This window comes from Mixta sp. Marseille-Q2659 (assembly GCF_940807255.1).
In the GTDB taxonomy this organism is placed as follows: domain Bacteria; phylum Pseudomonadota; class Gammaproteobacteria; order Enterobacterales; family Enterobacteriaceae; genus Mixta.
Genome location: NZ_CALNWY010000006.1, coordinates 111,108 through 133,134, shown reverse-complemented (window position 1 = coordinate 133,134; position 22,027 = coordinate 111,108). Strand labels below are relative to the sequence as shown.

Below are 22,027 nucleotides of genomic sequence, written 5' to 3'. Positions count from 1 at the left end.
CCTCATTTTCATGATAGCTTCCAGGAAAAAATGACCATGGCTACCAATGCAAAACCTGTTTATCAACGTATCCTGCTAAAACTCAGTGGCGAAGCGCTGCAGGGCGCCGAAGGTTTCGGCATCGACGCAAGCGTACTCGATCGCATGGCTCAGGAAATTAAAGAGCTGGTAGAGCTGGGTATTCAGGTTGGCGTCGTTATTGGTGGGGGTAACCTGTTCCGCGGCGCCGGTCTGGCCCAGGCGGGCATGAACCGCGTTGTCGGCGACCATATGGGCATGCTGGCGACCGTCATGAACGGCCTGGCGATGCGTGATGCGCTGCACCGCGCCTATGTGAACGCGCGTTTGATGTCTGCTATCCCGCTTAACGGTGTGTGCGACAACTACAGCTGGGCGGAAGCCATCAGCCTGCTGCGCAATAATCGCGTGGTTATTTTCTCCGCCGGTACCGGCAATCCATTCTTTACCACGGACTCCGCCGCCTGCCTGCGCGGTATCGACATTGAAGCTGACGTGGTGCTGAAAGCGACCAAAGTTGACGGCGTTTATTCTGCCGATCCGGTGAAAACGCCAGATGCCACGCTGTACGATCAGCTATCCTATCAGGAAGTGCTGGAGCGTGAGCTGAAAGTGATGGATTTGGCGGCCTTTACCCTGGCGCGCGATCATCAGCTGCCGATTCGTGTTTTCAATATGAATAAGCCGGGCGCGCTGCGTCGTGTCGTGATGGGTGAAAAAGAAGGCACCCTGATTACGCATTAATATCCGTCACGGCGTAAAATAAGGTATATTCTGTTGGCGCGGCGTAAACAGGCGGCGCGCACCGTTCAGGATTATCGACGAATTTTACCGTTTCCTGACACGCTCGCTGTGGCAGGTCAAACAGAATCCAAGGGTTACAACGTGATTAACGACATCAAAAAAGATGCCGACACGCGCATGGAAAAATGCGTTGAGGCGTTCAAAAATAACATCGGCAAAGTACGCACTGGCCGCGCATCACCAGCGCTTCTCGACGGTATCGTAGTAGAATATTACGGTACGCCGACTCCGCTGCGCCAGCTGGCCAACGTTACCGTCGAAGACTCACGCACGCTGAAGATCAACGTTTTTGACCGCTCCCTGAGTCAGGCCGTTGAAAAAGCGATTATGTCATCCGATCTCGGCCTCAACCCGAGTTCAGCTGGCACAGATATTCGCGTGCCGCTGCCTGCGCTGACGGAAGAACGTCGTAAAGACCTGATCAAGGTTGTGCGCGGCGAAGCCGAGCAGGGTCGCGTTTCCGTGCGTAACGTGCGTCGCGACGCCAACGACAAAATCAAAGCGCTGCTGAAAGATAAAGCGATCGGCGAAGATGAAGAGCGCCGCGCGCAGGATGAAATCCAGAAAATGACCGACGCGTATATCAAGAAAGTTGATGCCGCGCTGGCTGAAAAAGAAACGGAGCTGATGGACTTCTGATTCCATCCGGCCTCTGTAAAACGCCGTCCGCAGCGTAGTGTTACGCTGTTTGACGGCGTTTTGCTTTGTCACACATTGTTGGCGCACTGGCGCATTCTCTGTAGCGCCGTGTCCAAATTCCCACACAGAGCGGCCTCATGAAGCAATTAACCATTCTCGGCTCCACCGGTTCGATTGGCACTAATACGCTGGCGGTGGTGCAGGCAAATCCCCATCTGTACGCGGTAAAAGCACTGGTTGCAGGCTTTAACGTCGAGTTAATGGCCGAGCAGTGTCTGCGTTTCCGTCCGGCGTTTGCCGCCATGGCGGATGATGTCAGTGCTGGCCTGCTGCGCCAGCGTTTAAGCGCGCTGGGCGTTAATACCGAGGTCATGGCCGGAGAAGAGGCTGCCTGTCAGCTGGCCGCGCTGGATGACGTTGATCAGGTTATGGCGGCGATAGTCGGCGCGGCGGGCCTGTTGCCGACGCTTTCAGCCATTCGCGCCGGTAAAACGGTACTGCTGGCAAATAAAGAATCGCTTGTCACGTGCGGCCGTTTATTTATGGAGGCGGTAAGCGCCAGCGGCGCGCGATTGCTGCCCGTCGATAGCGAGCATAATGCGATTTTTCAGAGTTTGCCTGCTTCCATCCAGCAACAGTTAGGATACGCTAACCTGCAGGAAAACGGCATTGAGTCGATTATCCTTACGGGATCAGGTGGACCGTTTCGTGACACGCCGCTCTCTGCCCTGGCAACGGTTACGCCGGAGCAGGCCTGCGCGCATCCGAACTGGTCGATGGGGCGAAAAATCTCCGTTGACTCCGCCACTATGATGAATAAAGGCCTGGAATACATTGAAGCCCGCTGGCTGTTTAATGCGACCGATGCGCAGATGGAAGTGATTTTGCATCCGCAGTCGGTTATTCACTCTATGGTGCGTTACCGCGATGGCAGCGTACTGGCACAGCTGGGTTCCCCCGATATGCGGACGCCGATCGCGCATACGATGGCCTGGCCGCAGCGTGTAGAAGCTGGCGTAACGCCGCTCGATTTCACCCGCATGAAGGCGTTAACCTTCGCCGAACCCGATTTTAATCGTTATCCCTGCCTGAAGCTGGCAATGGAAGCGTGTGAACAGGGGCAGGCGGCAACCACCGCGCTTAATGCGGCAAATGAAATTGCGGTTGCAGCGTTTTTGAACGCGCAGATTCGCTTTACCGATATTGCCGCGCTTAATGCCGCAGTATTGGCATCGCTTCATCATGCCGAACCAGAGAGCGTGGAAGCGGTACTGGCCATTGATAGCGAGTCGCGACGTGCCGCGCAGGCGCTGTTGCCGCGTTTCGCCAAAGCCGGTTAATTCACGGATTTGCGTGGTCGCTATTTGTGAGCCTGGGATGAAACTGGTATAGTCCCCGGCTCCCGTTTCGCATTTACACACAGCCAAAGCGGTGAACAGAGCCGTGGTCGTCACGGCTTTTTTACAGCCGCACGGGAAATGTATTCAGAAGCCGCTGTATTTCTGATGAAAGGAAATGAATACGCGTTATGTCGTCCGAAACTCAAATAACAACCGATGACCAGCAGCGGACAGGCCCGCGCCATGTGGCCATCATCATGGATGGCAACGGCCGCTGGGCGAAAAATCAGGGTAAACTCCGTGTTTCTGGTCATAAAGCGGGAGTGAAATCGGTGCGTCGCGCCGTAAGCTTTGCCGTTAGTCATAAACTGGAAGCACTCACGCTTTATGCCTTTAGTAGCGAGAACTGGTCCCGTCCGGCGCAGGAAGTGGTGGCGCTGATGGAGCTGTTTGTCTGGGCGCTGGATAGCGAAGTAAAAAGCCTGCACAAACACAATGTTCGGTTAAGAATTATTGGCGATATTAGCCGTTTTAATTCACGCTTACAGGAGCGCATTCGTCGCGCTGAGGAACTTACTCAACAAAATAATGGATTAACTCTCAACATTGCCGCGAATTATGGCGGCCGTTGGGATATTATTCACGGCGTAAAAAAGATAGCCGAGCAGGTGCAGGAAGGATTGCTCCGTCCTGACCAGATCGAAGAAACTACGCTGTCCGGATTTCTCTGTATGCACGATTTGGCACCGGTGGATCTGGTAATAAGGACCGGGGGAGAGCATCGCATCAGTAACTTCCTGCTGTGGCAAATCGCCTATGCGGAATTTTATTTTACCGATGTTCTCTGGCCTGATTTTGACGAACAAGTTTTTGAAGGTGCAATGAATGCTTTCTCACATCGTGAGCGTCGATTTGGCGGCGCAGCACCTGGCGGCGCCTGAGCGCCCTGGGGGTAACCTTTGCTGAAGTCACGTCTGATTACAGCGTTCATTTTGATCCCTCTGGTGATCGCTGCGCTTTTCTGGTTACCGCCATCTGGATTCGCGATTACCACGCTGGTGGTATGTATGCTGGCCGCCTGGGAATGGGGTCAGTTCGCTGGCTTTACCTCCCGTCTTCAACGCATCTGGCTGGCCGTGTTTTGCGGCCTGCTGCTTGCCGTTATGCTGTTTACGCTTCCGCCTTATCAACATGCCATTCAGTTACCGCAAATCGGCGGATCGCTTTGGGCTGCACTGACATGGTGGATCGTCGCCTTGCTGCTGGTGCTGTTCTATCCGGGCTCTGCTGGCTTCTGGCGCCATTCGCGCGTGCTGCGGTTATTCTTCGGCGTATTAACTATCGTGCCTTTTTTCTGCGGCATGGTTGCGCTGCGCCAGTATCACTATGAGAGCGATCACTTCGCCGGCGCCTGGTGGCTGCTGTATGTGATGATTCTGGTCTGGGGCGCGGATTCCGGCGCCTATATGTTTGGTCGCCTGTTCGGCAAACATAAGCTGGCGCCGAAGGTTTCTCCGGGTAAAACCTGGGAAGGTTTTTTCGGCGGTTTGCTTACTTCAGCTATCATCGCCTGGCTGTTCGGCCTGTGGGCACCGCTGAGCGTAACGCCGAGCGTACTGCTGGTTTGCTCGGTAAGCTGCGCTCGCTTCCGTACTCGGCGATCTTACTGAAAGCATGTTCAAACGTGAAGCCGGAATTAAAGACAGCGGAAACCTGATCCCCGGCCACGGCGGCATTCTCGATCGTATCGATAGCCTGACTGCTGCGGTACCGGTTTTCGCCTGTCTGCTGCTGCTGGTGTTCAGGACGCTGTAAGGACAAGACGTTATGCTGAGCTTTATCTGGAGTCTTGCTGCCTTTATCGTTGCGCTGGGCGTACTGATTACTGTTCATGAGTTTGGTCATTTTTGGGTAGCGCGTCGCTGCGGCATTAAAGTAGAGCGTTTTTCCGTGGGATTTGGTAAAGCGCTCTGGCGCCGTCGCGATCGGCTTGGCACCGAATATGTTATCGCGCTTATTCCGCTTGGCGGCTACGTCAAAATGCTGGATGAACGCGTTGAAAGCGTGCCGCCGGAGCTGCGTCATCAATCCTTCAACAACAAAACGGTATGGCAACGCGCCGCGGTGATTGCCGCCGGTCCGATTGCTAATTTCCTGTTTGCTATCTTTGCTTACTGGCTGGTCTTTATTCACGGCGTCCCTGGCGTGCGTCCGGTGACGGGCGAAATCCTGAACGGCTCGGTGGCTGCAGAGGCGCAAATTTTGCCCGGTATGGAACTTAAAGCCGTTGACGGTATCGAAACGCCTGACTGGGATGCTGTGCGTATGGCGCTGGTGGGGAAAATCGGCGATGCCGAAGTGACCTTAAGTCTGGCGCCGTTTGGCTCATCGCAGCGGGTGGAAAAACGGGTCGATCTGCGTAACTGGCATTTCGAACCGGATAAGCAAGATCCGGTTGTCGCATTAGGTATTGAACCGCGTGGCCCTGAGATTGAAACGGTTCTGGCGCAGGTGCAGGCAAATTCGCCCGCCAGCGCGGCAGGTTTGCAAGCAGGTGACAGGATCGTTAAAGTCGATGGTCAGCCGCTGGCAGACTGGCGAGGTTTTGTTAACCTTGTGCGGGAAAGTCCGAATAAGGCGATTGCCGTGGATGTTGAACGCCAGGGTGAGACCGTCAGCCTGACGCTGACGCCAGCCGCAAAAGGGACTGAAGGATTTGCCGGCGTCGTACCGCGCGTGCTGCCGCTGCCGGAAGAGTATAAAACGGTACGCCAGTATGGTCCGTTCGCTGCAATTGGCGAGGCCGGGGAGAAAACCTGGCAGTTAATGAAGCTGACGGTTGGCATGCTTGGCAAACTGGTCACCGGCGATGTTAAGCTGAACAATCTGAGCGGGCCGATTTCTATCGCGCAAGGCGCCGGGATGTCAGCGGAATACGGGATGATTTATTATCTGATGTTTCTCGCACTTATTAGCGTAAACCTCGGTATTATTAATCTCTTCCCGTTACCGGTATTAGATGGTGGGCATCTGCTTTTCCTGGCGATTGAAAAAATCAAAGGGAAACCGGTGTCTGAGCGAGTTCAGGACTTCAGTTATCGCATCGGCTCAATTTTGCTGGTGCTGTTAATGGGGCTTGCACTATTCAATGATTTCTCTCGCCTGTGATGACCGGAACGTTGTCCAGGCTGGGACGTGTTAGGAAGAACGCATAACAACGATGGCGATGAAAAAGTTGCTCATAGCGTCGCTGCTGTTTAGCAGCGCCACCGTTTACGGTGCAGACGGGTTCGTAGTGAAGGACATCCATTTCGAAGGACTTCAGCGAGTTGCTGTCGGTGCGGCTCTGCTCAGCATGCCGGTACGTGTCGGTGATATGGTAGATGATGAAGATATCAGTAATACCATTCGCGCCCTGTTTGCTACCGGAAACTTCGAAGATGTTCAGATTCTGCGCGACGGCACCACGCTGATCGTTCAGGTGAAAGAGCGTCCCACCATTGCCAGCATCACTTTCTCCGGTAATAAAGCGGTGAAAGATGACATGCTTAAACAGAATCTTGAAGCCTCCGGCGTGCGCGTCGGCGAAGCGCTGGATCGCACCACCATCTCCAGCATCGAAAAAGGGCTGGAAGATTTCTACTACAGCGTCGGTAAATATAGCGCCAGCGTTAAAGCTGTAGTTACGCCGTTGCCGCGCAACCGCGTCGATCTGAAGCTGGTCTTCACCGAAGGCGTTTCTGCCAAGATTCAGCAGATCAACGTAGTAGGTAACAAAGCCTTTAGCTCCGATGAGCTGATCTCGCGCTTCCAGCTGCGTGATGAAGTGCCGTGGTGGAACCTGGTCGGCGATCGCAAATATCAGAAACAGAAACTGGCGGGCGATTTGGAAACGCTGCGCAGCTTCTATCTCGATCGCGGCTACGCGCGTTTCAATATCGATTCCACCCAGGTCAGCCTGACGCCGGATAAAAAAGGTATCTATATCACCATCAACATTAACGAAGGCGAGCAATATAAGCTTTCTGGCGTGGTGGTGAATGGCAGCATGGCCGGGCATTCCGCTGAGATTGAAAGTCTGGCGAAGGTTGAACCGGGCGAGCTGTATAACGGCACTAAAGTCACCAAAATGGAAGACAACATCAAACAGCTGTTGGGCCGTTATGGTTACGCTTATCCGCGCGTGGTAACGCAGCCGGAAATCAACGATGCCGATAAGACGGTTAAACTGCATGTGAATGTCGATGCCGGTAACCGTTACTACGTACGTAAAGTCCGTTTTGAAGGTAACGATACTTCAAAAGATTCCGTCCTGCGCCGTGAAATGCGTCAGATGGAAGGCGCCTGGCTGGGCAGCAATCTGGTTGAGCAGGGTAAAGAGCGTCTGAACCGTACCGGCTATTTCGAGACGGTAGATGTCGATACGCAACGCGTACCAGGCACGCCGGATCAGGTAGATGTCGTTTATAAGGTGAAAGAGCGTAATACCGGTACCTTTAACTTTGGTATTGGTTACGGCACCGAGAGCGGCGTAAGTTTCCAGGTCGGCGTAACCCAAGATAACTGGCTGGGTACCGGTAATACCGTTGGCATCAGCGGCACCAAAAACGACTATCAGACCTACGCGGAATTCTCGCTGACCGATCCGTACTTCACCGTTGACGGCGTCAGCCTCGGTGGTCGTATTTTCTATAACGACTTTAAAGCAGATGACGCTGACCTTTCTGACTATACCAACAAGAGTTATGGTCTGGACGGCACGCTGGGCTTCCCGGTTAATGAAAATAACACGCTGCGCGTCGGCCTTGGCTATGTGCATAACGACCTGTCGAATATGCAGCCGCAGGTGGCCATGTGGCGTTATCTGGAGTCGGTTGGTCAGCATCCGGATATTTCAGGTAAAAGTGAATATTCTGCGGATGATTTCACCTTCAACTATGGCTGGACGTATAACAACCTGGACCGTGGTTTCTTCCCCACTGCCGGTAACCGTACCAATCTGAACGGTAAAGTGACTATTCCGGGCTCAGACAATAGCTTCTATAAAGTCACGCTGGATACCCAGCAGTATATGCCGATTAACGACGATCATACCTGGGTTCTGTTAGGTCGTGGTCGCGTAGGTTATGGCGATGGTCTGAGTGGCAAAGAGCTGCCGTTCTATGAGAACTTCTATGCCGGCGGCTCCAGTACGGTACGCGGCTTCCGCTCCAATAACATTGGTCCGAAAGCGGCTTACCTGAATGACGATTCTTCTACCTGTTCCGGTAGCCAGAATCTGTGTAAATCGGATGATGCGGTGGGCGGTAACGCCATGGCCGTGGCCAGCCTTGAGCTGATCACCCCAACGCCGTTTATCAGCGAGAAATATTCCAACTCGGTGCGCACCTCGCTGTTTGTCGATGCCGGTACCGTTTGGGATACCAATTGGGAAAATACGGCAGACTCGCGCGCTGCAGGCATTCCTGACTACAGCGATCCGGGCAACATTCGTATTTCCAGCGGTATTGCGCTGCAGTGGATGTCGCCTCTGGGTCCGCTGGTCTTCTCGTATGCCCAGCCGGTTAAGAAATATGATGGAGATAAAGCGGAGCAGTTCCAGTTTAATATTGGTAAAACCTGGTAATGTCCGCTTCAGGGAAGCATAGCTGTTAAGTATCGCACTGTTCGTTGGCCCGTAAGCTTCGCCTGCGGGCCGATGTTGCAGGCAAAACTGTGTCTTTGACACAAACGTTGATGGTAAGGAGTTAATAGTGAAAAAGTTGTTGTGTGCCGCAGGTCTGGGTCTCGCTTTAGCGGTTTCCGCAGGCGCTCAGGCTGCTGATAAAATTGCCGTGGTAAACGTGTCCAGCATTTTCCAACAGTTACCGCAACGTGCCTCTGTTGCGAAGCAGCTGGAAAATGAATTTAAAGGCCGCGCTACCGAGTTGCAGAGCCAGGAACGCGATCTGCAGGCAAAAATGCAGCGCCTGCAACGTGATGGCTCGACCATGAAGGCCAGCGAACGTAGCCGCATGGAAAAAGACATCATGTCTCAGCGCGAAGCGTTCTCTTCAAAAGCGCAGGCTTTTGAGCAGGACAACCGCCGTCGCCAGATGGAAGAACGTAATAAACTGCTGAGCCGTATCCAGGACGCAGTGAAAAAAGTTGCTGATAACGATGGCTACGATGTGGTTATCGATGCTAACGCGGTAGCTTACGCTTCTAATGCGAAAGACATCACGGCTGACGTTCTGAAACAGGTTAAATAATCAATGTCCTCAATTCGACTGGCTGATTTAGCCCAGCAGTTGGATGCAGAATTGCACGGAGATGGCGATATCGCCATCTCCGGCATTGCTTCTATGCAATCCGCCCAAAATGGTCAAATCACTTTTCTTGCCAACAGCCGCTACCGTGAGCAGCTCGCCGAATGCCAGGCATCTGCCGTGGTGCTGACGGAAGCCGATCTGTCGTGGTGCCATAGCGCCGCGCTGGTGGTGAAAAACCCTTACCTGACCTACGCGCGTATGGCGCAGCTGCTTGATACCACGCCGCAACCCGCGCAAAACATCGCGCCGAGCGCGGTCATTGATGCCAGCGCTACGCTGGGCAGCAACGTTTCTGTTGGCGCGAATGCCGTTATTGAGTCGGGCGTGGTGCTTGGCGATAATGTCGTGATCGGCGCTGGCTGCTTCGTAGGTAAAAACACGCACATCGGTGCCGGAACGCGCCTGTGGGCCAACGTAACGGTTTACCATGAAATTCGTATTGGTCAGCAGTGTCTGATTCAGTCCGGCACGGTCATCGGCGCTGATGGTTTTGGTTATGCCAACGATCGTGGCAACTGGGTGAAAATTCCCCAGCTTGGCTCGGTGATTATTGGCGATCGCGTTGAAATCGGCGCCTGTACCACCATCGATCGCGGTGCGCTGGATAACACTCAGATTGGTAATGGTGTTATCATTGATAACCAGTGCCAGATTGCACATAACGTAGTGATTGGCGACAATACGGCCGTTGCTGGCGGTGTGATCATGGCGGGTAGCCTGAAAATCGGTCGTTACTGTATGATCGGTGGCGCCAGCGTTATTAACGGACACATGGAAATCTGTGACAAAGTGACCGTTACCGGAATGGGAATGGTGATGCGTCCCATCACGGAACCTGGGGTATACTCTTCGGGCATTCCGTTGCAACCAAATAAAACCTGGCGTAAAACCGCAGCGCTGGTGATGAATATCGATGAAATGAGCAAGCGCTTAAAAGCCATCGAGCGTAAAGTCGGCAAAGACGACTAAACGCGCATCCCATCTCTGTCCGGCTTTCATAAATAAAACATGCTAAGCAGGGAAGCCAGGCGCCACATAAACGAATTTGCGGCCTGCCGACGATCGTCCGATCGGTGCAGGCCGTGTTATTGATGCCATCAGAATTTTTAGGACAGGAAGAGTATTTTGACTACTGAAACTCATACTCTGAATATTGAAGAGATTTTAGAACTGCTGCCGCACCGTTATCCGTTTTTACTGGTCGATCGTGTCCTGGAGTTCGAAGAACACAAATATCTGCGAGCGGTAAAAAACGTCTCGGTTAACGAACCGTTTTTCCAGGGACATTTCCCTGGTAAACCGATTTTCCCGGGCGTACTGATTCTGGAAGCGATGGCGCAGGCCACGGGTATTCTGGCGTTTAAAAGCGTGGGCAAACTTGAGCCGGGCGAGCTTTACTATTTTGCCGGGATTGATGAAGCGCGCTTCAAGCGTCCGGTTGTACCGGGCGACCAGATGATTATGGAAGTAACCTTCGAGAAAACGCGTCGTGGTTTGACGCGCTTTAAGGGCGTTGCTACCGTAGACGGCAAGATTGTCTGTGAAGCGACCATGATGTGTGCCCGTAGCCGGGAGGCATAATACGTGATTGATGCAACCGCCGTAATTCATCCTAGTTCCATCGTCGAAGAGGGCGCCATCATTGGTGCCCGTGTCAACATCGGCCCATTCTGTTACATCGGCGCGAATGTTGAAATCGGTGAAGGTACCGTTCTGAAATCCCATGTGGTAGTGAACGGTCATACCCGCATCGGTAAAGACAACATTATTACCCAGTTTGCCTCGATCGGTGAGGTAAACCAGGACCTGAAATATGCTGGTGAGCCGACCCGCGTTGAGATTGGCGATCGTAACAGCATCCGCGAAAGCGTGACTATTCACCGTGGTACGGTGCAGGGCGGCGGCGTAACCCGCATCGGCAGCGATAACCTGCTGATGGTTAACGCGCATATCGCCCATGACTGTATTATTGGCAATCGCTGTATTTTTGCTAATAACGCGACGCTGGGCGGCCATGTCACGGTGGATGATTTTGCCATTATCGGCGGCATGACGGCGGTTCATCAGTTTTGCATCATCGGCGCGCACGTGATGGTGGGCGGCTGTTCCGGCGTGGCGCAGGATGTGCCGCCTTACGTTATCGCGCAGGGTAACCACGCGACGCCGTTCGGCATCAATATCGAAGGCCTGAAACGTCGCGGCTTCAGTAAAGAAGCGCTACACGCGATCCGTAATGCCTACAAACTGTTATACCGCAGTGGCAAAACGCTGGATGAAGTGAAGCCGGAAATCGAAGCGCTGGCGCAGCAGCATGCTGAAGTTAAGCCGTTTTATGATTTCTTTGCCCGCTCAACGCGAGGTCTGATTCGTTAACTCATGGCTGCTCGTCCCTTAACGATTGCCCTTGTCGCCGGAGAAACCTCCGGCGATATTCTTGGTGCCGGTTTAATTCGTGCGCTCAAAGCCAAACACCCTGACGCCCGCTTCGTCGGCGTGGCGGGCCCGCGTATGCTGGCGGAAGGTTGCGAAAGCTGGTACGACATGGAAGAGCTGGCGGTGATGGGCATCGTTGAGGTGCTGGAGCGCCTGCCGCGCCTGTTAAAAATCCGTCGCGATTTAACCCGCCGTTTCACTGAACTTAAGCCCGATGTCTTTGTTGGCATTGATGCGCCCGATTTTAATATCACTTTGGAAGGCCGTCTGAAGCAGAGCGGGATCCGCACTATTCATTACGTCAGTCCGTCGGTCTGGGCGTGGCGACAAAAGCGCGTATTTAAAATTGGCCGCGCGACCGATCTGGTGCTGGCCTTCCTGCCGTTTGAAAAAGCTTTTTACGATCGCTTTGATGTTCCCTGTCGTTTTATTGGACATACTATGGCGGACGCCATGCCGCTCCAGCCTGATAAGGCGGCGGCGCGGCGTGAACTTGGCATCGCTGAAGAGGCGCTGTGCCTTGCGCTGTTGCCCGGTTCGCGTTCGGCCGAAGTGGAAATGCTTAGTGCTGATTTTCTGAAAACGGCCCAGCGACTGCGCGAGAAATGGCCGCAGCTGGAAATTGTCGTACCGCTGGTTAACGCTAAACGGCGCGAACAGTTTGAACAGATCAAAGCGGCGACGGCGCCGGAGCTGCCGGTACATCTGCTGGATGGCAAAGGGCGCGAGGCGATGATCGCCAGCGATGCGGCGTTGCTTGCCTCCGGCACGGCGGCGCTGGAATGTATGCTGGCGAAATGTCCGATGGTGGTCGGCTATCGCATGAAGCCCTTTACCTTCTGGCTGGCGCAGCGGCTGGTCAAAACCCAATACGTGTCGCTGCCCAATTTACTGGCCGGACGTGAACTGGTGCCTGAACTGTTACAGGACGACTGCCAGCCCGATCGGCTGGCTGCCGCGCTGGAACCGTTGCTGGCACAGGGCGCAACGCGCGAACGTCTGCTGGCAACCTTTACTGAATTACACCAGCAAATTCGCTGGAATGCCGATGAACAAGCGGCGCAGGCCGTACTGGAGTTGGCGAATGGCTGAATTTATTTATCCCAACGCGCGTTTAATCGCGGGCGTTGATGAAGTCGGACGCGGGCCGCTGGTCGGCGCGGTGGTGACGGCGGCGGTGATCCTCGATCCTGCGCGTCCCATCGTAGGTCTGGCGGATTCTAAAAAGCTGAGCGAAAAACGTCGGCTGGCCTTGTTTGATGAAATCCGCGAGAAAGCGCTGGCCTGGAGTCTGGGGCGCGCCGAGCCGGAAGAGATAGATCAACTGAATATTCTGCACGCCACTATGCTGGCGATGCAACGCGCGGTGGCAGGCCTGGCCATTGCGCCTGATTATGTGCTGATTGACGGCAACCGTTGCCCGGCGCTGCCAATGCCGTCGATGGCGGTCGTAAAAGGCGACAGCCTGGTCGCGGAAATCAGCGCCGCGTCGATTATCGCGAAAGTCACGCGTGACCGCGAAATGGCGGAGCTGGATGCGGTTTTTCCGCAATACGGCTTTGCGCAGCATAAAGGTTATCCCACCGCGCAACATCTGGCGATGTTGACAGAGCATGGCGCCACGCCGCACCATCGTCGTAGTTTTGCGCCGGTGCGCAATGCGCTACTGGACCTCGAAGTCAGTCTCACCACTGAACGCGCGCGCTAAGCGCGTTTTCAGCTGCTAACCGGAAAGAAAGATGGCCGAACCACGTTTTATTCATCTGCGTATCCACAGCGATTATTCAATGATCGATGGACTGGCGAAGACCGGCCCGCTGGTGAAAAAAGCGGCGGCGCTTGGGATGCCCGCCATGGCGATTACCGACTTTACTAACCTGTGCGGGTTGGTGAAGTTTTACGGTACGGCGCATGGCGCAGGCATTAAGCCGATTATTGGCGCCGATTTTTTGGTCGCCAGCGAGCTGATGGGCGATGAGCTGACACAGATCACCGTGCTGGCGATGAATAACACCGGTTACCAGAATCTGACGCTGCTTATTTCCCGCGCCTATCAGCGCGGTTACGGCCCGGAAGGCCCGACTATCGATCGCGACTGGCTGGCTGACCTGCAGGAAGGGCTGATTCTGCTCTCCGGCGGACGGCGCGGCGACGTGGGACGCAGCCTGCTGCGCGGTAATCAGGCGCTGGTCGCCCAGTGTCTTGCCTTTTATCAGCAGCACTTCCCCGATCGCTACTATCTGGAGCTGATTCGCACCGGTCGCCCGGACGAAGAGAGCTATCTGCATGCCGCCGTCGAACTGGCGATTGCCGAAGGCATTCCTGTGGTCGCCACTAACGAAGTCTGCTTTATTAATGAGGACGACTTCGACGCCCATGAAATCCGCGTCGCCATTCATGACGGCTACACGCTGGACGATCCTAAACGCCCGCGCAACTACAGCCCGCAGCAGTATATGCGCAGCGCTGAAGAGATGTGCGAACTGTTTTCCGATATCCCGGAAGCGCTGGAAAACAGCGTAGAGATCGCCCGTCGCTGTAACGTTACCGTGCGCCTTGGCGAATATTTCCTGCCGCAGTTCCCGACCGGCACGATGACCACCGAAGACTTCCTGGTGAAACGCTCGCGCGAAGGTCTGGAAGAACGCCTTGAGTTTCTCTTTCCCGATCCTGAGGTTCGGGCGCAGAAGCGACCAGAATATGATGAACGTCTGGAAATTGAGCTTAACGTTATCAACCAGATGGGTTTTCCCGGCTACTTTCTGATCGTAATGGAATTTATCCAGTGGTCGAAGGACAACGGCATTCCGGTTGGTCCGGGCCGTGGTTCAGGGGCCGGTTCGCTGGTGGCCTACGCGCTAAAAATCACCGATCTCGATCCGCTGGAATTTGACCTGCTGTTTGAACGCTTTCTGAACCCGGAACGTGTTTCCATGCCCGACTTCGACGTCGATTTCTGTATGGAAAAGCGCGACCAGGTGATTGAACACGTTGCCGATATGTACGGACGTGATGCGGTTTCTCAGATCATCACTTTCGGCACCATGGCGGCGAAAGCGGTTATCCGCGATGTAGGCCGCGTGCTGGGCCATCCGTACGGTTTCGTCGATCGTATCTCCAAGCTGGTGCCGCCCGATCCGGGCATGACGCTGGAAAAAGCCTTTGCCGCCGAGCCGCAGCTGCCGGAAATCTATGAGGCGGATGAAGAGGTCAGGGCGCTGATTGATATGGCGCGCAAGCTGGAAGGCGTCACGCGTAACGCTGGCAAGCACGCCGGTGGGGTGGTGATCGCGCCGACGAAAATTACCGATTTCGCTCCGCTTTACTGTGATGAACACGGTAATCATCCAGTCACCCAATTTGATAAAAACGACGTGGAATATGCCGGGCTGGTGAAGTTTGACTTCCTCGGCCTGCGTACGCTGACAATTATCAACTGGGCGCTGGAGATGATTAACGCGCGCCGGGCGAAACAGGGCGAACCACCAATCGATATTGCCGCGATCCCGCTGGAAGATAAAAAAAGTTTTGATATGCTGCAGCGCGCGGAAACCACGGCGGTGTTCCAGCTTGAATCGCGCGGTATGAAAGATCTGATCAAGCGTCTGAAGCCGGACTGCTTTGAAGATATGATCGCGCTGGTAGCGCTGTTCCGTCCTGGTCCGCTGCAGTCGGGCATGGTGGATAACTTTATCGACCGTAAGCACGGTCGTGAAGCGATCTCCTATCCTGATATTCAGTGGCAGCATGAGTCGCTGAAGCCGGTACTGGAGCCGACCTACGGCATTATCCTGTATCAGGAACAGGTGATGCAGATTGCCCAGGTGCTGGCGGGCTATACGCTCGGCGGCGCAGATATGCTGCGTCGCGCCATGGGTAAGAAAAAGCCGGAAGAGATGGCCAAGCAGCGCTCGGTGTTTAAAGAGGGCGCGGAAAGCATGGGCATCGACGGCGAGCTGTCGATGAAAATCTTCGACCTGGTGGAAAAATTCGCCGGTTACGGCTTCAATAAATCACACTCCGCCGCTTATGCGCTGGTTTCTTACCAGACGCTGTGGCTGAAAGCGCACTATCCGGCCGAGTTTATGGCGGCGGTAATGACCGCCGATATGGACAACACCGAGAAAGTGGTCGGCCTGGTGGATGAGTGCTGGCGCATGGGGCTGAAAGTGCTGCCGCCGGATATTAACTCCGGCCTCTATCAGTTCCACGTTAACGACGACGGTGAGATCGTTTATGGCATCGGTGCGATCAAAGGCGTCGGCGAAGGCCCGATCGAAGCGATCATTGAAGCGCGTAATAAAGATGGCTATTTCCGCGAGTTGTTCGATCTTTGCGCGCGCACCGATCCGAAAAAGATCAACCGTCGGGTGATGGAAAAACTGATTATGTCCGGCGCGTTCGATCGCCTTGGGCCGCACCGCGCCGCGCTGATGAATGCGCTGGGCGATGCCCTGAAGGCGGCGGATCAGCATGCGAAAGCGGAAGCGATTGGCCAGGCGGATATGTTTGGCGTGCTGGCGGAAGAGCCGGAGCAGGTAGAGCAGTCCTACGCCAGTATTACGCCGTGGCCGGAGCAGGTCCAGCTGGATGGCGAGCGTGAAACGCTGGGGCTCTATCTGACCGGCCATCCGATTAATCAGTATCTGAAAGAAATTGAACGCTACGTCGGCGGCGTGCGCCTGAAAGACATGCACCCGACCGAGCGCGGTAAAATTACGACCGCAGCCGGTTTGGTGGTGGCGGCCCGCGTAATGGTCACTAAACGCGGTAACCGTATTGGCATCTGCACCCTGGACGATCGTTCCGGTCGTCTGGAAGTGATGTTGTTCACAGATGCGCTTGATAAATACCAGCATTTGCTGGAAAAAGACCGTATCCTGATCGTCAGCGGACAGGTCAGCTTTGATGACTTTAGCGGCGGCCTTAAAATGACCACTCGCGAAATTATGGATATTGACGAAGCGCGTGAAAAATACGCGCGCGGACTTGCTATCTCGCTGACGGACAGGCAAATTGATGACCAGCTTTTAAACCGTCTCCGTCAGTCTCTGGAACCCCATCGTTCGGGGACAATTCCGGTACATCTCTACTATCAGAGAGCGGATGCGCGGGCTAAGTTGCGTTTCGGCGCAGCCTGGCGCGTATCTCCCTGCGATCGTTTGCTGAATGACCTGCGATCGCTGATAGGATCGGAGCAGGTGGAACTGGAGTTTGACTAAAACAGGAACATTATGAGTCTTAATTACCTGGATTTTGAACAGCCAATTGCAGAACTGGAGGCGAAAATCGACTCCCTTAAGTCGGTTGGCCGTCAGGATGAAAAACACGATATTAATCTGGATGAAGAAATTCAGCGCCTGCGCGAAAAAAGCGTGGAGCTGACCCGTAAAATCTTCTCGGATTTGGGCGCATGGCAGATTGCGCAGCTGGCGCGTCATCCGCTGCGTCCTTACACGCTGGACTATGTCCGTAACGTGTTTACTGACTTTGATGAACTGGCTGGCGACCGCGCCTATGCGGACGATAAAGCGATTGTCGGTGGTATTGCGCGTCTGGACGGGCGCCCGGTTATGATCATCGGCCATCAGAAAGGCCGTGAAACCAAAGAGAAAATTCGCCGTAACTTCGGGATGCCGGCACCGGAAGGTTATCGCAAAGCGCTGCGCCTGATGGAGATGGCCGAGCGTTTCAAAATGCCGATTATTACCTTTATCGATACGCCGGGTGCTTATCCGGGCGTGGGCGCGGAAGAGCGCGGTCAGTCTGAGGCTATTGCACGCAACCTGCGTGAAATGTCCGGCCTGAAAGTCCCGGTCATCTGCACCGTTATCGGTGAAGGCGGATCCGGCGGCGCGCTGGCGATCGGCGTCGGCGATAAGGTCAATATGCTGCAGTACAGCACCTATTCGGTGATTTCACCGGAAGGCTGCGCCTCTATTCTGTGGAAAAGCGCAGACAAAGCGCCGCTGGCGGCGGAAGCGATGGGCATTATTGCACCGCGTCTGAAAGAGCTTGAGCTGATTGATTCTATCGTACCGGAACCGCTGGGCGGCGCGCATCGCGATCCGCAGGCCATCGCTGCTTCGCTGAAAGCGCAGCTGCTGGCTGACCTGGCCGATCTGGACGTGCTGAATACGGAAGAGTTGCTCAATCGTCGTTATCAACGTCTGATGAGCTACGGCTACGCCTGATTCTTTTCGGGCGATAAGAAGGCGGCCTCTGGCCGCCTTTTTTACGTTTGCGACAAGACGATTTTTCGCAATAATCAGCGAGATGTACGCCAGCAAGCAGGGCGCGGAAAGAGGCCTCGCCTCCGGCGTACTAATGCGCCAACCGAAACCGTTCACGATCGCAGTTAAGTTTCACTGTACCTGTCCAGACCTGCTATCCGGCGGGTCTGTTCCAACCCCGCCGACGCTATCCGCTATGCTTATTCTTTATCGCTCATCACCAGGAGGTGCGAATTGAATATTATTGCGATAATGGGACCGCATAACGCTTTTTATAAAGACGAACCGATCCGTCAGCTGCATCAGGCATTAATCAGTCAGGGCTTTGACCTGATCTATCCAAAAGACGCCAACGACTTAGTTAAGCTTATTGAGCATAATCCGCGTATTTGCGGGGTGATTTTTGACTGGGATGAATACAGTCTCGATTTATGCAGCGAAATCAATCAGCTTAATGAATACTTGCCGCTCTACGCCTTTATTAACACCCATTCAACCATGGACATCAGCATCAATGAGATGCGCATGGCGCTGTGGTTCTTTGAGTATGCGCTTGGCGTAGAAGAAGATATTGCGCAGCGTATCCGGCAATACACTGATGAATATATCGACAACATCACGCCGCCATTAACCAGAGCGCTGTTTACCTATGTGAAGGAAGGAAAATATACCTTCTGCACGCCCGGCCATATGGCGGGCACGGCTTTCCAGAAAAGCCCGGTTGGCACGCTGTTTTATGATTTTTATGGGCCAAACACCCTTAAGGCCGACACCTCGATTTCGGTAACGGAACTCGGTTCGCTGCTTGACCATACCGGCCCGCACCTGGAGGCAGAGGAGTATATTGCCCGAACTTTTGGCGCTGAGCAGAGCTATATGGTGACCAACGGCACCTCAACTTCCAATAAAATCGTCGGTATGTACGCCGCAGCGGCGGGCAGTACGGTACTTATCGACCGCAACTGCCATAAATCGCTGACGCATCTGTTGATGATGAGCGATATCGTGCCGATCTGGTTAAAGCCGACGCGCAATGCGCTGGGCATTCTCGGCGGCATTCCCAAGCGTGAGTTTACCCGCGAAAGCATTGCGCTAAAGGTGGCGCAAACGGAACACGCTGGCTGGCCGGTCCATGCGGTGATCACCAACTCAACCTATGATGGCCTGCTATATAACACCCGCTATATCAAAGAAACGCTGGATGTCCCTTCGATTCATTTTGATTCCGCGTGGGTGCCCTATACCAATTTTCATCCCATCTATGCCGGTAAAAGCGGTATGAGCGGTGAGCGCACGCCCGGCAAAGTTATTTATGAAACGCAGTCAACGCATAAACTGCTGGCAGCCTTCTCACAGGCTTCGCTGATTCACATTAAAGGCGACTACGACGAACAGACCTTTAATGAAGCCTATATGATGCACACCACCACGTCGCCCAACTATTCTATTGTCGCTTCGATCGAGACGGCGGCGGCGATGCTACGCGGCAATCCTGGACGACGGCTGATTAACCGTTCCGTTGAGCGCGCGCTGCATTTCCGTCGGGAAATACAGCGTCTGCGCGAAGAGTCCGATAGCTGGTTTTTCGATATCTGGCAGCCGGACGGCATTGATGAAGCGGAATGCTGGCCGATTCAGCCGGGCGAAGAGGACTGGCACGGCTTTATCGATGCGGATCGCGATCATATGTATCTCGATCCGATCAAGGTCACCATCTTAACGCCGGGCATGAGCGAGCAGGGCGAAATGGCGGAAGAAGGGATCCCGGCGGCGCTGGTGGCGAAGTTTCTCGATGAGCGCGGGATTGTGGTCGAGAAAACCGGGCCCTATAACCTGCTGTTCCTGTTCAGTATCGGCATTGATAAAACCCGTGCGATGGGGCTGCTGCGCGGCCTGCTGGATTTCAAACGCGCTTACGATCTTAATCTGCGCGTTAAAAATATCCTGCCGGATCTCTACGCTGAAGATCCCGATTTCTATCGCAACATGCGTATCCAGACGCTGGCGCAGGGCATCCATCAGCTGATCCGCCAGCACGATCTGCCGCGCCTGATGCTGAAAGCGTTTGATGTTCTGCCGGAAATGAAAATGACGCCGCATCGGGCATTTCAGCTGCAGGTAAAAGGGCAGGTGGAAACGGTCGAGATTGATCAGATGATCGGACGCGTGTCGGCCAATATGATTCTGCCTTATCCGCCGGGTGTGCCGTTGGTGATGCCGGGTGAGATGATTACCGAGTCCAGCCGACCTGTTCTCGATTTCCTGCTGATGCTGTGTGCGATTGGCCGACATTATCCCGGTTTCGAAACTGATATTCATGGCGCCAAACTCACCGAGGATGGACGTTATCTGGTGCGTGTCCTCAAACAGGAAGAGCCCGTTTCCGAGCGGTAAATTACAGATTTTACCGTCTTGCCTCAGCAGCCTCGAATGCGTAGGGTGCTGCGGTAAGTGTTAACAGGGAGAAATTATGCTGGGTATTAAACAGGTTCATCATATTGCGATTATCGCCAGCGATTACGAGCGGAGTAAGACGTTTTACTGCGATATTCTCGGCTTTACGCTGCAGCAGGAAATTTATCGACAAGAACGTGACTCCTGGAAAGGGGATCTGGCGTTAAACGGACAGTATCTGATTGAACTGTTCTCTTTTCCAACGCCGCCGGCTCGCGTCAGCCATCCGGAAGCGTGCGGTTTGCGTCACCTGGCGTTTTCAGTGGATGACATCGATCGCGCCTGCGAGTTTCTGCGCGAAAAGGGCGTAACCTGCGAGCCGGTGCGCATTGATTCGCTGACGGGCAAGCGTTTCACCTTCTTCAACGATCCTGATAATCTGCCGCTTGAACTGTACCAGGCGTAAATTTGCCGCCTGCAGGTTATCGGGAGTAACATAGCCGTTTTGCGAATCCTGTTCTTATTTCCTGAAACGGCTTTTTTCATGACGCAGCTTGCACAACTTGAACAGCAGCTGGCCGGTGAACAGCGCCTGCTGGTGGCATTCAGCGGCGGGCTGGATTCTACGGTACTTCTGCATCAGCTGACGCTTTTGCGTCAGCAACATCCTCAGCTACAGCTGCGCGCTATACATATTCATCATGGACTCAGTCCACATGCCGATCGTTGGGCGGAACACTGCCGTGCCCTTTGCGACGCGTGGCGGGTGGCGCTGGAGATTGTAGCCATCAAGGTCGATGGCCGTGACGAGGGGATTGAAGGTGCGGCGCGCGCCGGACGTTATCAGGCGTTTCGGCAACATCTGCAGCCTGGCGAGGCGTTGGTGACGGCGCAGCATCTTGACGACCAGAGCGAAACCTTGCTGCTGGCATTAAAACGCGGCAGCGGGCCCGCCGGGCTGGCCGCCATGCCGACCAGCCTGATGCTGGGCGAACATCGCCTGTTGCGGCCGCTGCTCTCCTGCCGTCGCGCGGCGCTGGAACGCTGGGCGAGGGAACATCAGCTGCGCTGGATTGAGGATGAGAGCAATCAGGATATTCGCTATGACCGCAACTTTCTGCGTCAACGGGTATTGCCGCTGCTGAACGATCGCTGGCCGCACTTTGCCGATGCCGTCGCCCGTAGTGCGGCGCTGTGCGGTGAACAGGAGCAACTGCTGGATGAACTGCTGGCGGAATCACTCTCGCTGTTGATGCAGCCAGACGGCGCCTTGCGTATCGACAGCTTTCCCGGCATGAGCGAAGCCCGGCGCGCGGCGCTGCTGCGGCGCTGGATTGCGGCCTGCGGTGGAAAAATGCCATCGCGCGATGCGCTTAATCGTCTGTGGCAGGAAGTTATTTGCGCCAGAGAAGATGCCGCGCCGCGGTTACAGCTGGGGGATCATGAAGTGCGCCGTTATCGTCAGGCGCTTTACTGGCTGCCGCTGAGGCCATCGGTTCGTGAACAGGTGCTGGACTGGCCCGATCCCGCTCAGATACTTTATCTGCCGCACGGATTAGGACGGCTGGTACGGGCGCAGAGCGGGACGGAAATACGTCCGCCTCATGCAGATGAGCGCGTAACGGTGCGCTTTCAGGCGCACGGCAGCGTGGCCATCGTCGGACGCAACGGGCATCGGCCTGTTAAAAAACTCTGGCAGGAATTTGGCGTACCGCCCTGGCGTCGTGAAAGCACGCCGATGATTTTTTATAATGAAACGCTGGTAGCGGCGCTGGAGACTTTTGTCTGTCGTGAAGGTTGCGCCGCCGCGGGAAATGCCTGGCGTATCGCCTGGCATCGTGAAAGGGAGAAGTAA

Annotated in this window: 17 protein-coding genes and 1 pseudogene; all 18 read left to right on the top strand. The window is 54.7% G+C overall.

What is annotated here, in order from left to right; translation table 11 throughout:
- Positions 1-36 precede the first annotated feature (36 nt).
- The 18 genes and pseudogenes from pyrH to tilS all read left to right on the top strand — a co-directional run bounded on the left by pyrH (position 37) and on the right by tilS (position 22,027).
- Positions 37-762 (top strand): UMP kinase, encoded by a 726-nt coding sequence (gene pyrH / locus P3C52_RS06825; protein ID WP_275554412.1) that lies wholly within the window; start codon positions 37-39, stop codon positions 760-762.
- 141 nt (positions 763-903) lie between these two features.
- Positions 904-1,461 (top strand): ribosome recycling factor, encoded by a 558-nt coding sequence (gene frr / locus P3C52_RS06820; protein ID WP_103059952.1) that lies wholly within the window; start codon positions 904-906, stop codon positions 1,459-1,461.
- A 137-nt stretch (positions 1,462-1,598) separates the two neighbouring features.
- Entirely contained in the window at positions 1,599-2,801 is a 1,203-nt protein-coding gene (gene ispC / locus P3C52_RS06815) for a 1-deoxy-D-xylulose-5-phosphate reductoisomerase (protein WP_275554411.1), read from the top strand.
- 188 nt (positions 2,802-2,989) lie between these two features.
- Positions 2,990-3,742 carry a (2E,6E)-farnesyl-diphosphate-specific ditrans,polycis-undecaprenyl-diphosphate synthase gene (gene ispU / locus P3C52_RS06810; protein WP_275554410.1) on the top strand — a complete coding sequence of 251 codons (753 nt, stop codon included), beginning with the start codon at positions 2,990-2,992 and terminating at the stop codon, positions 3,740-3,742.
- An 18-nt stretch (positions 3,743-3,760) separates the two neighbouring features.
- A pseudogene (gene cdsA / locus P3C52_RS06805) lies at positions 3,761-4,616 on the top strand (phosphatidate cytidylyltransferase).
- 12 nt (positions 4,617-4,628) lie between these two features.
- A complete protein-coding gene (rseP, locus tag P3C52_RS06800; protein ID WP_275554409.1) occupies positions 4,629-5,969 on the top strand; it encodes a sigma E protease regulator RseP in 1,341 nt (446 codons plus the stop codon).
- 52 nt (positions 5,970-6,021) lie between these two features.
- Positions 6,022-8,427, top strand: coding sequence for an outer membrane protein assembly factor BamA (gene bamA, locus P3C52_RS06795; RefSeq protein WP_275554408.1), 2,406 nt, complete (start codon positions 6,022-6,024; stop codon positions 8,425-8,427).
- A 127-nt stretch (positions 8,428-8,554) separates the two neighbouring features.
- On the top strand, positions 8,555-9,052 hold the full coding sequence (gene skp, locus P3C52_RS06790; RefSeq protein ID WP_275554407.1) for a molecular chaperone Skp: 498 nt from the start codon (positions 8,555-8,557) through the stop codon (positions 9,050-9,052).
- A gap of 3 nt (positions 9,053-9,055) precedes the next feature.
- Entirely contained in the window at positions 9,056-10,081 is a 1,026-nt protein-coding gene (gene lpxD / locus P3C52_RS06785; protein ID WP_275554406.1) for a UDP-3-O-(3-hydroxymyristoyl)glucosamine N-acyltransferase, read from the top strand.
- 156 nt (positions 10,082-10,237) lie between these two features.
- The gene (gene fabZ / locus P3C52_RS06780; RefSeq protein ID WP_038628041.1) at positions 10,238-10,693 is read left to right on the top strand and encodes a 3-hydroxyacyl-ACP dehydratase FabZ; all 456 of its coding nucleotides are present in this window, start codon (positions 10,238-10,240) and stop codon (positions 10,691-10,693) included.
- 3 nt (positions 10,694-10,696) lie between these two features.
- Positions 10,697-11,485, top strand: a complete 789-nt coding sequence (lpxA, locus tag P3C52_RS06775; protein WP_275554405.1) for an acyl-ACP--UDP-N-acetylglucosamine O-acyltransferase — start codon at positions 10,697-10,699, stop codon at positions 11,483-11,485.
- A gap of 3 nt (positions 11,486-11,488) precedes the next feature.
- The gene (lpxB, locus tag P3C52_RS06770) at positions 11,489-12,637 is read left to right on the top strand and encodes a lipid-A-disaccharide synthase (protein ID WP_275554404.1); all 1,149 of its coding nucleotides are present in this window, start codon (positions 11,489-11,491) and stop codon (positions 12,635-12,637) included.
- A complete protein-coding gene (rnhB, locus tag P3C52_RS06765; RefSeq protein WP_275554403.1) occupies positions 12,630-13,253 on the top strand; it encodes a ribonuclease HII in 624 nt (207 codons plus the stop codon). Before lpxB ends, rnhB begins: the two co-directional genes overlap by 8 nt.
- Before the next feature lie 31 nt (positions 13,254-13,284).
- A complete protein-coding gene (gene dnaE / locus P3C52_RS06760) occupies positions 13,285-16,767 on the top strand; it encodes a DNA polymerase III subunit alpha (protein WP_275554402.1) in 3,483 nt (1,160 codons plus the stop codon).
- A 12-nt stretch (positions 16,768-16,779) separates the two neighbouring features.
- Positions 16,780-17,739 carry an acetyl-CoA carboxylase carboxyl transferase subunit alpha gene (gene accA / locus P3C52_RS06755; protein ID WP_275554401.1) on the top strand — a complete coding sequence of 320 codons (960 nt, stop codon included), beginning with the start codon at positions 16,780-16,782 and terminating at the stop codon, positions 17,737-17,739.
- Between the two features lie 273 nt (positions 17,740-18,012).
- On the top strand, positions 18,013-20,172 hold the full coding sequence (locus tag P3C52_RS06750; RefSeq protein WP_275554400.1) for a lysine decarboxylase LdcC: 2,160 nt from the start codon (positions 18,013-18,015) through the stop codon (positions 20,170-20,172).
- Positions 20,173-20,248: 76 nt separating this feature from the next.
- The gene (locus P3C52_RS06745) at positions 20,249-20,638 is read left to right on the top strand and encodes a VOC family protein (RefSeq protein ID WP_275554399.1); all 390 of its coding nucleotides are present in this window, start codon (positions 20,249-20,251) and stop codon (positions 20,636-20,638) included.
- A 78-nt stretch (positions 20,639-20,716) separates the two neighbouring features.
- Positions 20,717-22,027 carry a tRNA lysidine(34) synthetase TilS gene (tilS, locus tag P3C52_RS06740; protein WP_275554398.1) on the top strand — a complete coding sequence of 437 codons (1,311 nt, stop codon included), beginning with the start codon at positions 20,717-20,719 and terminating at the stop codon, positions 22,025-22,027.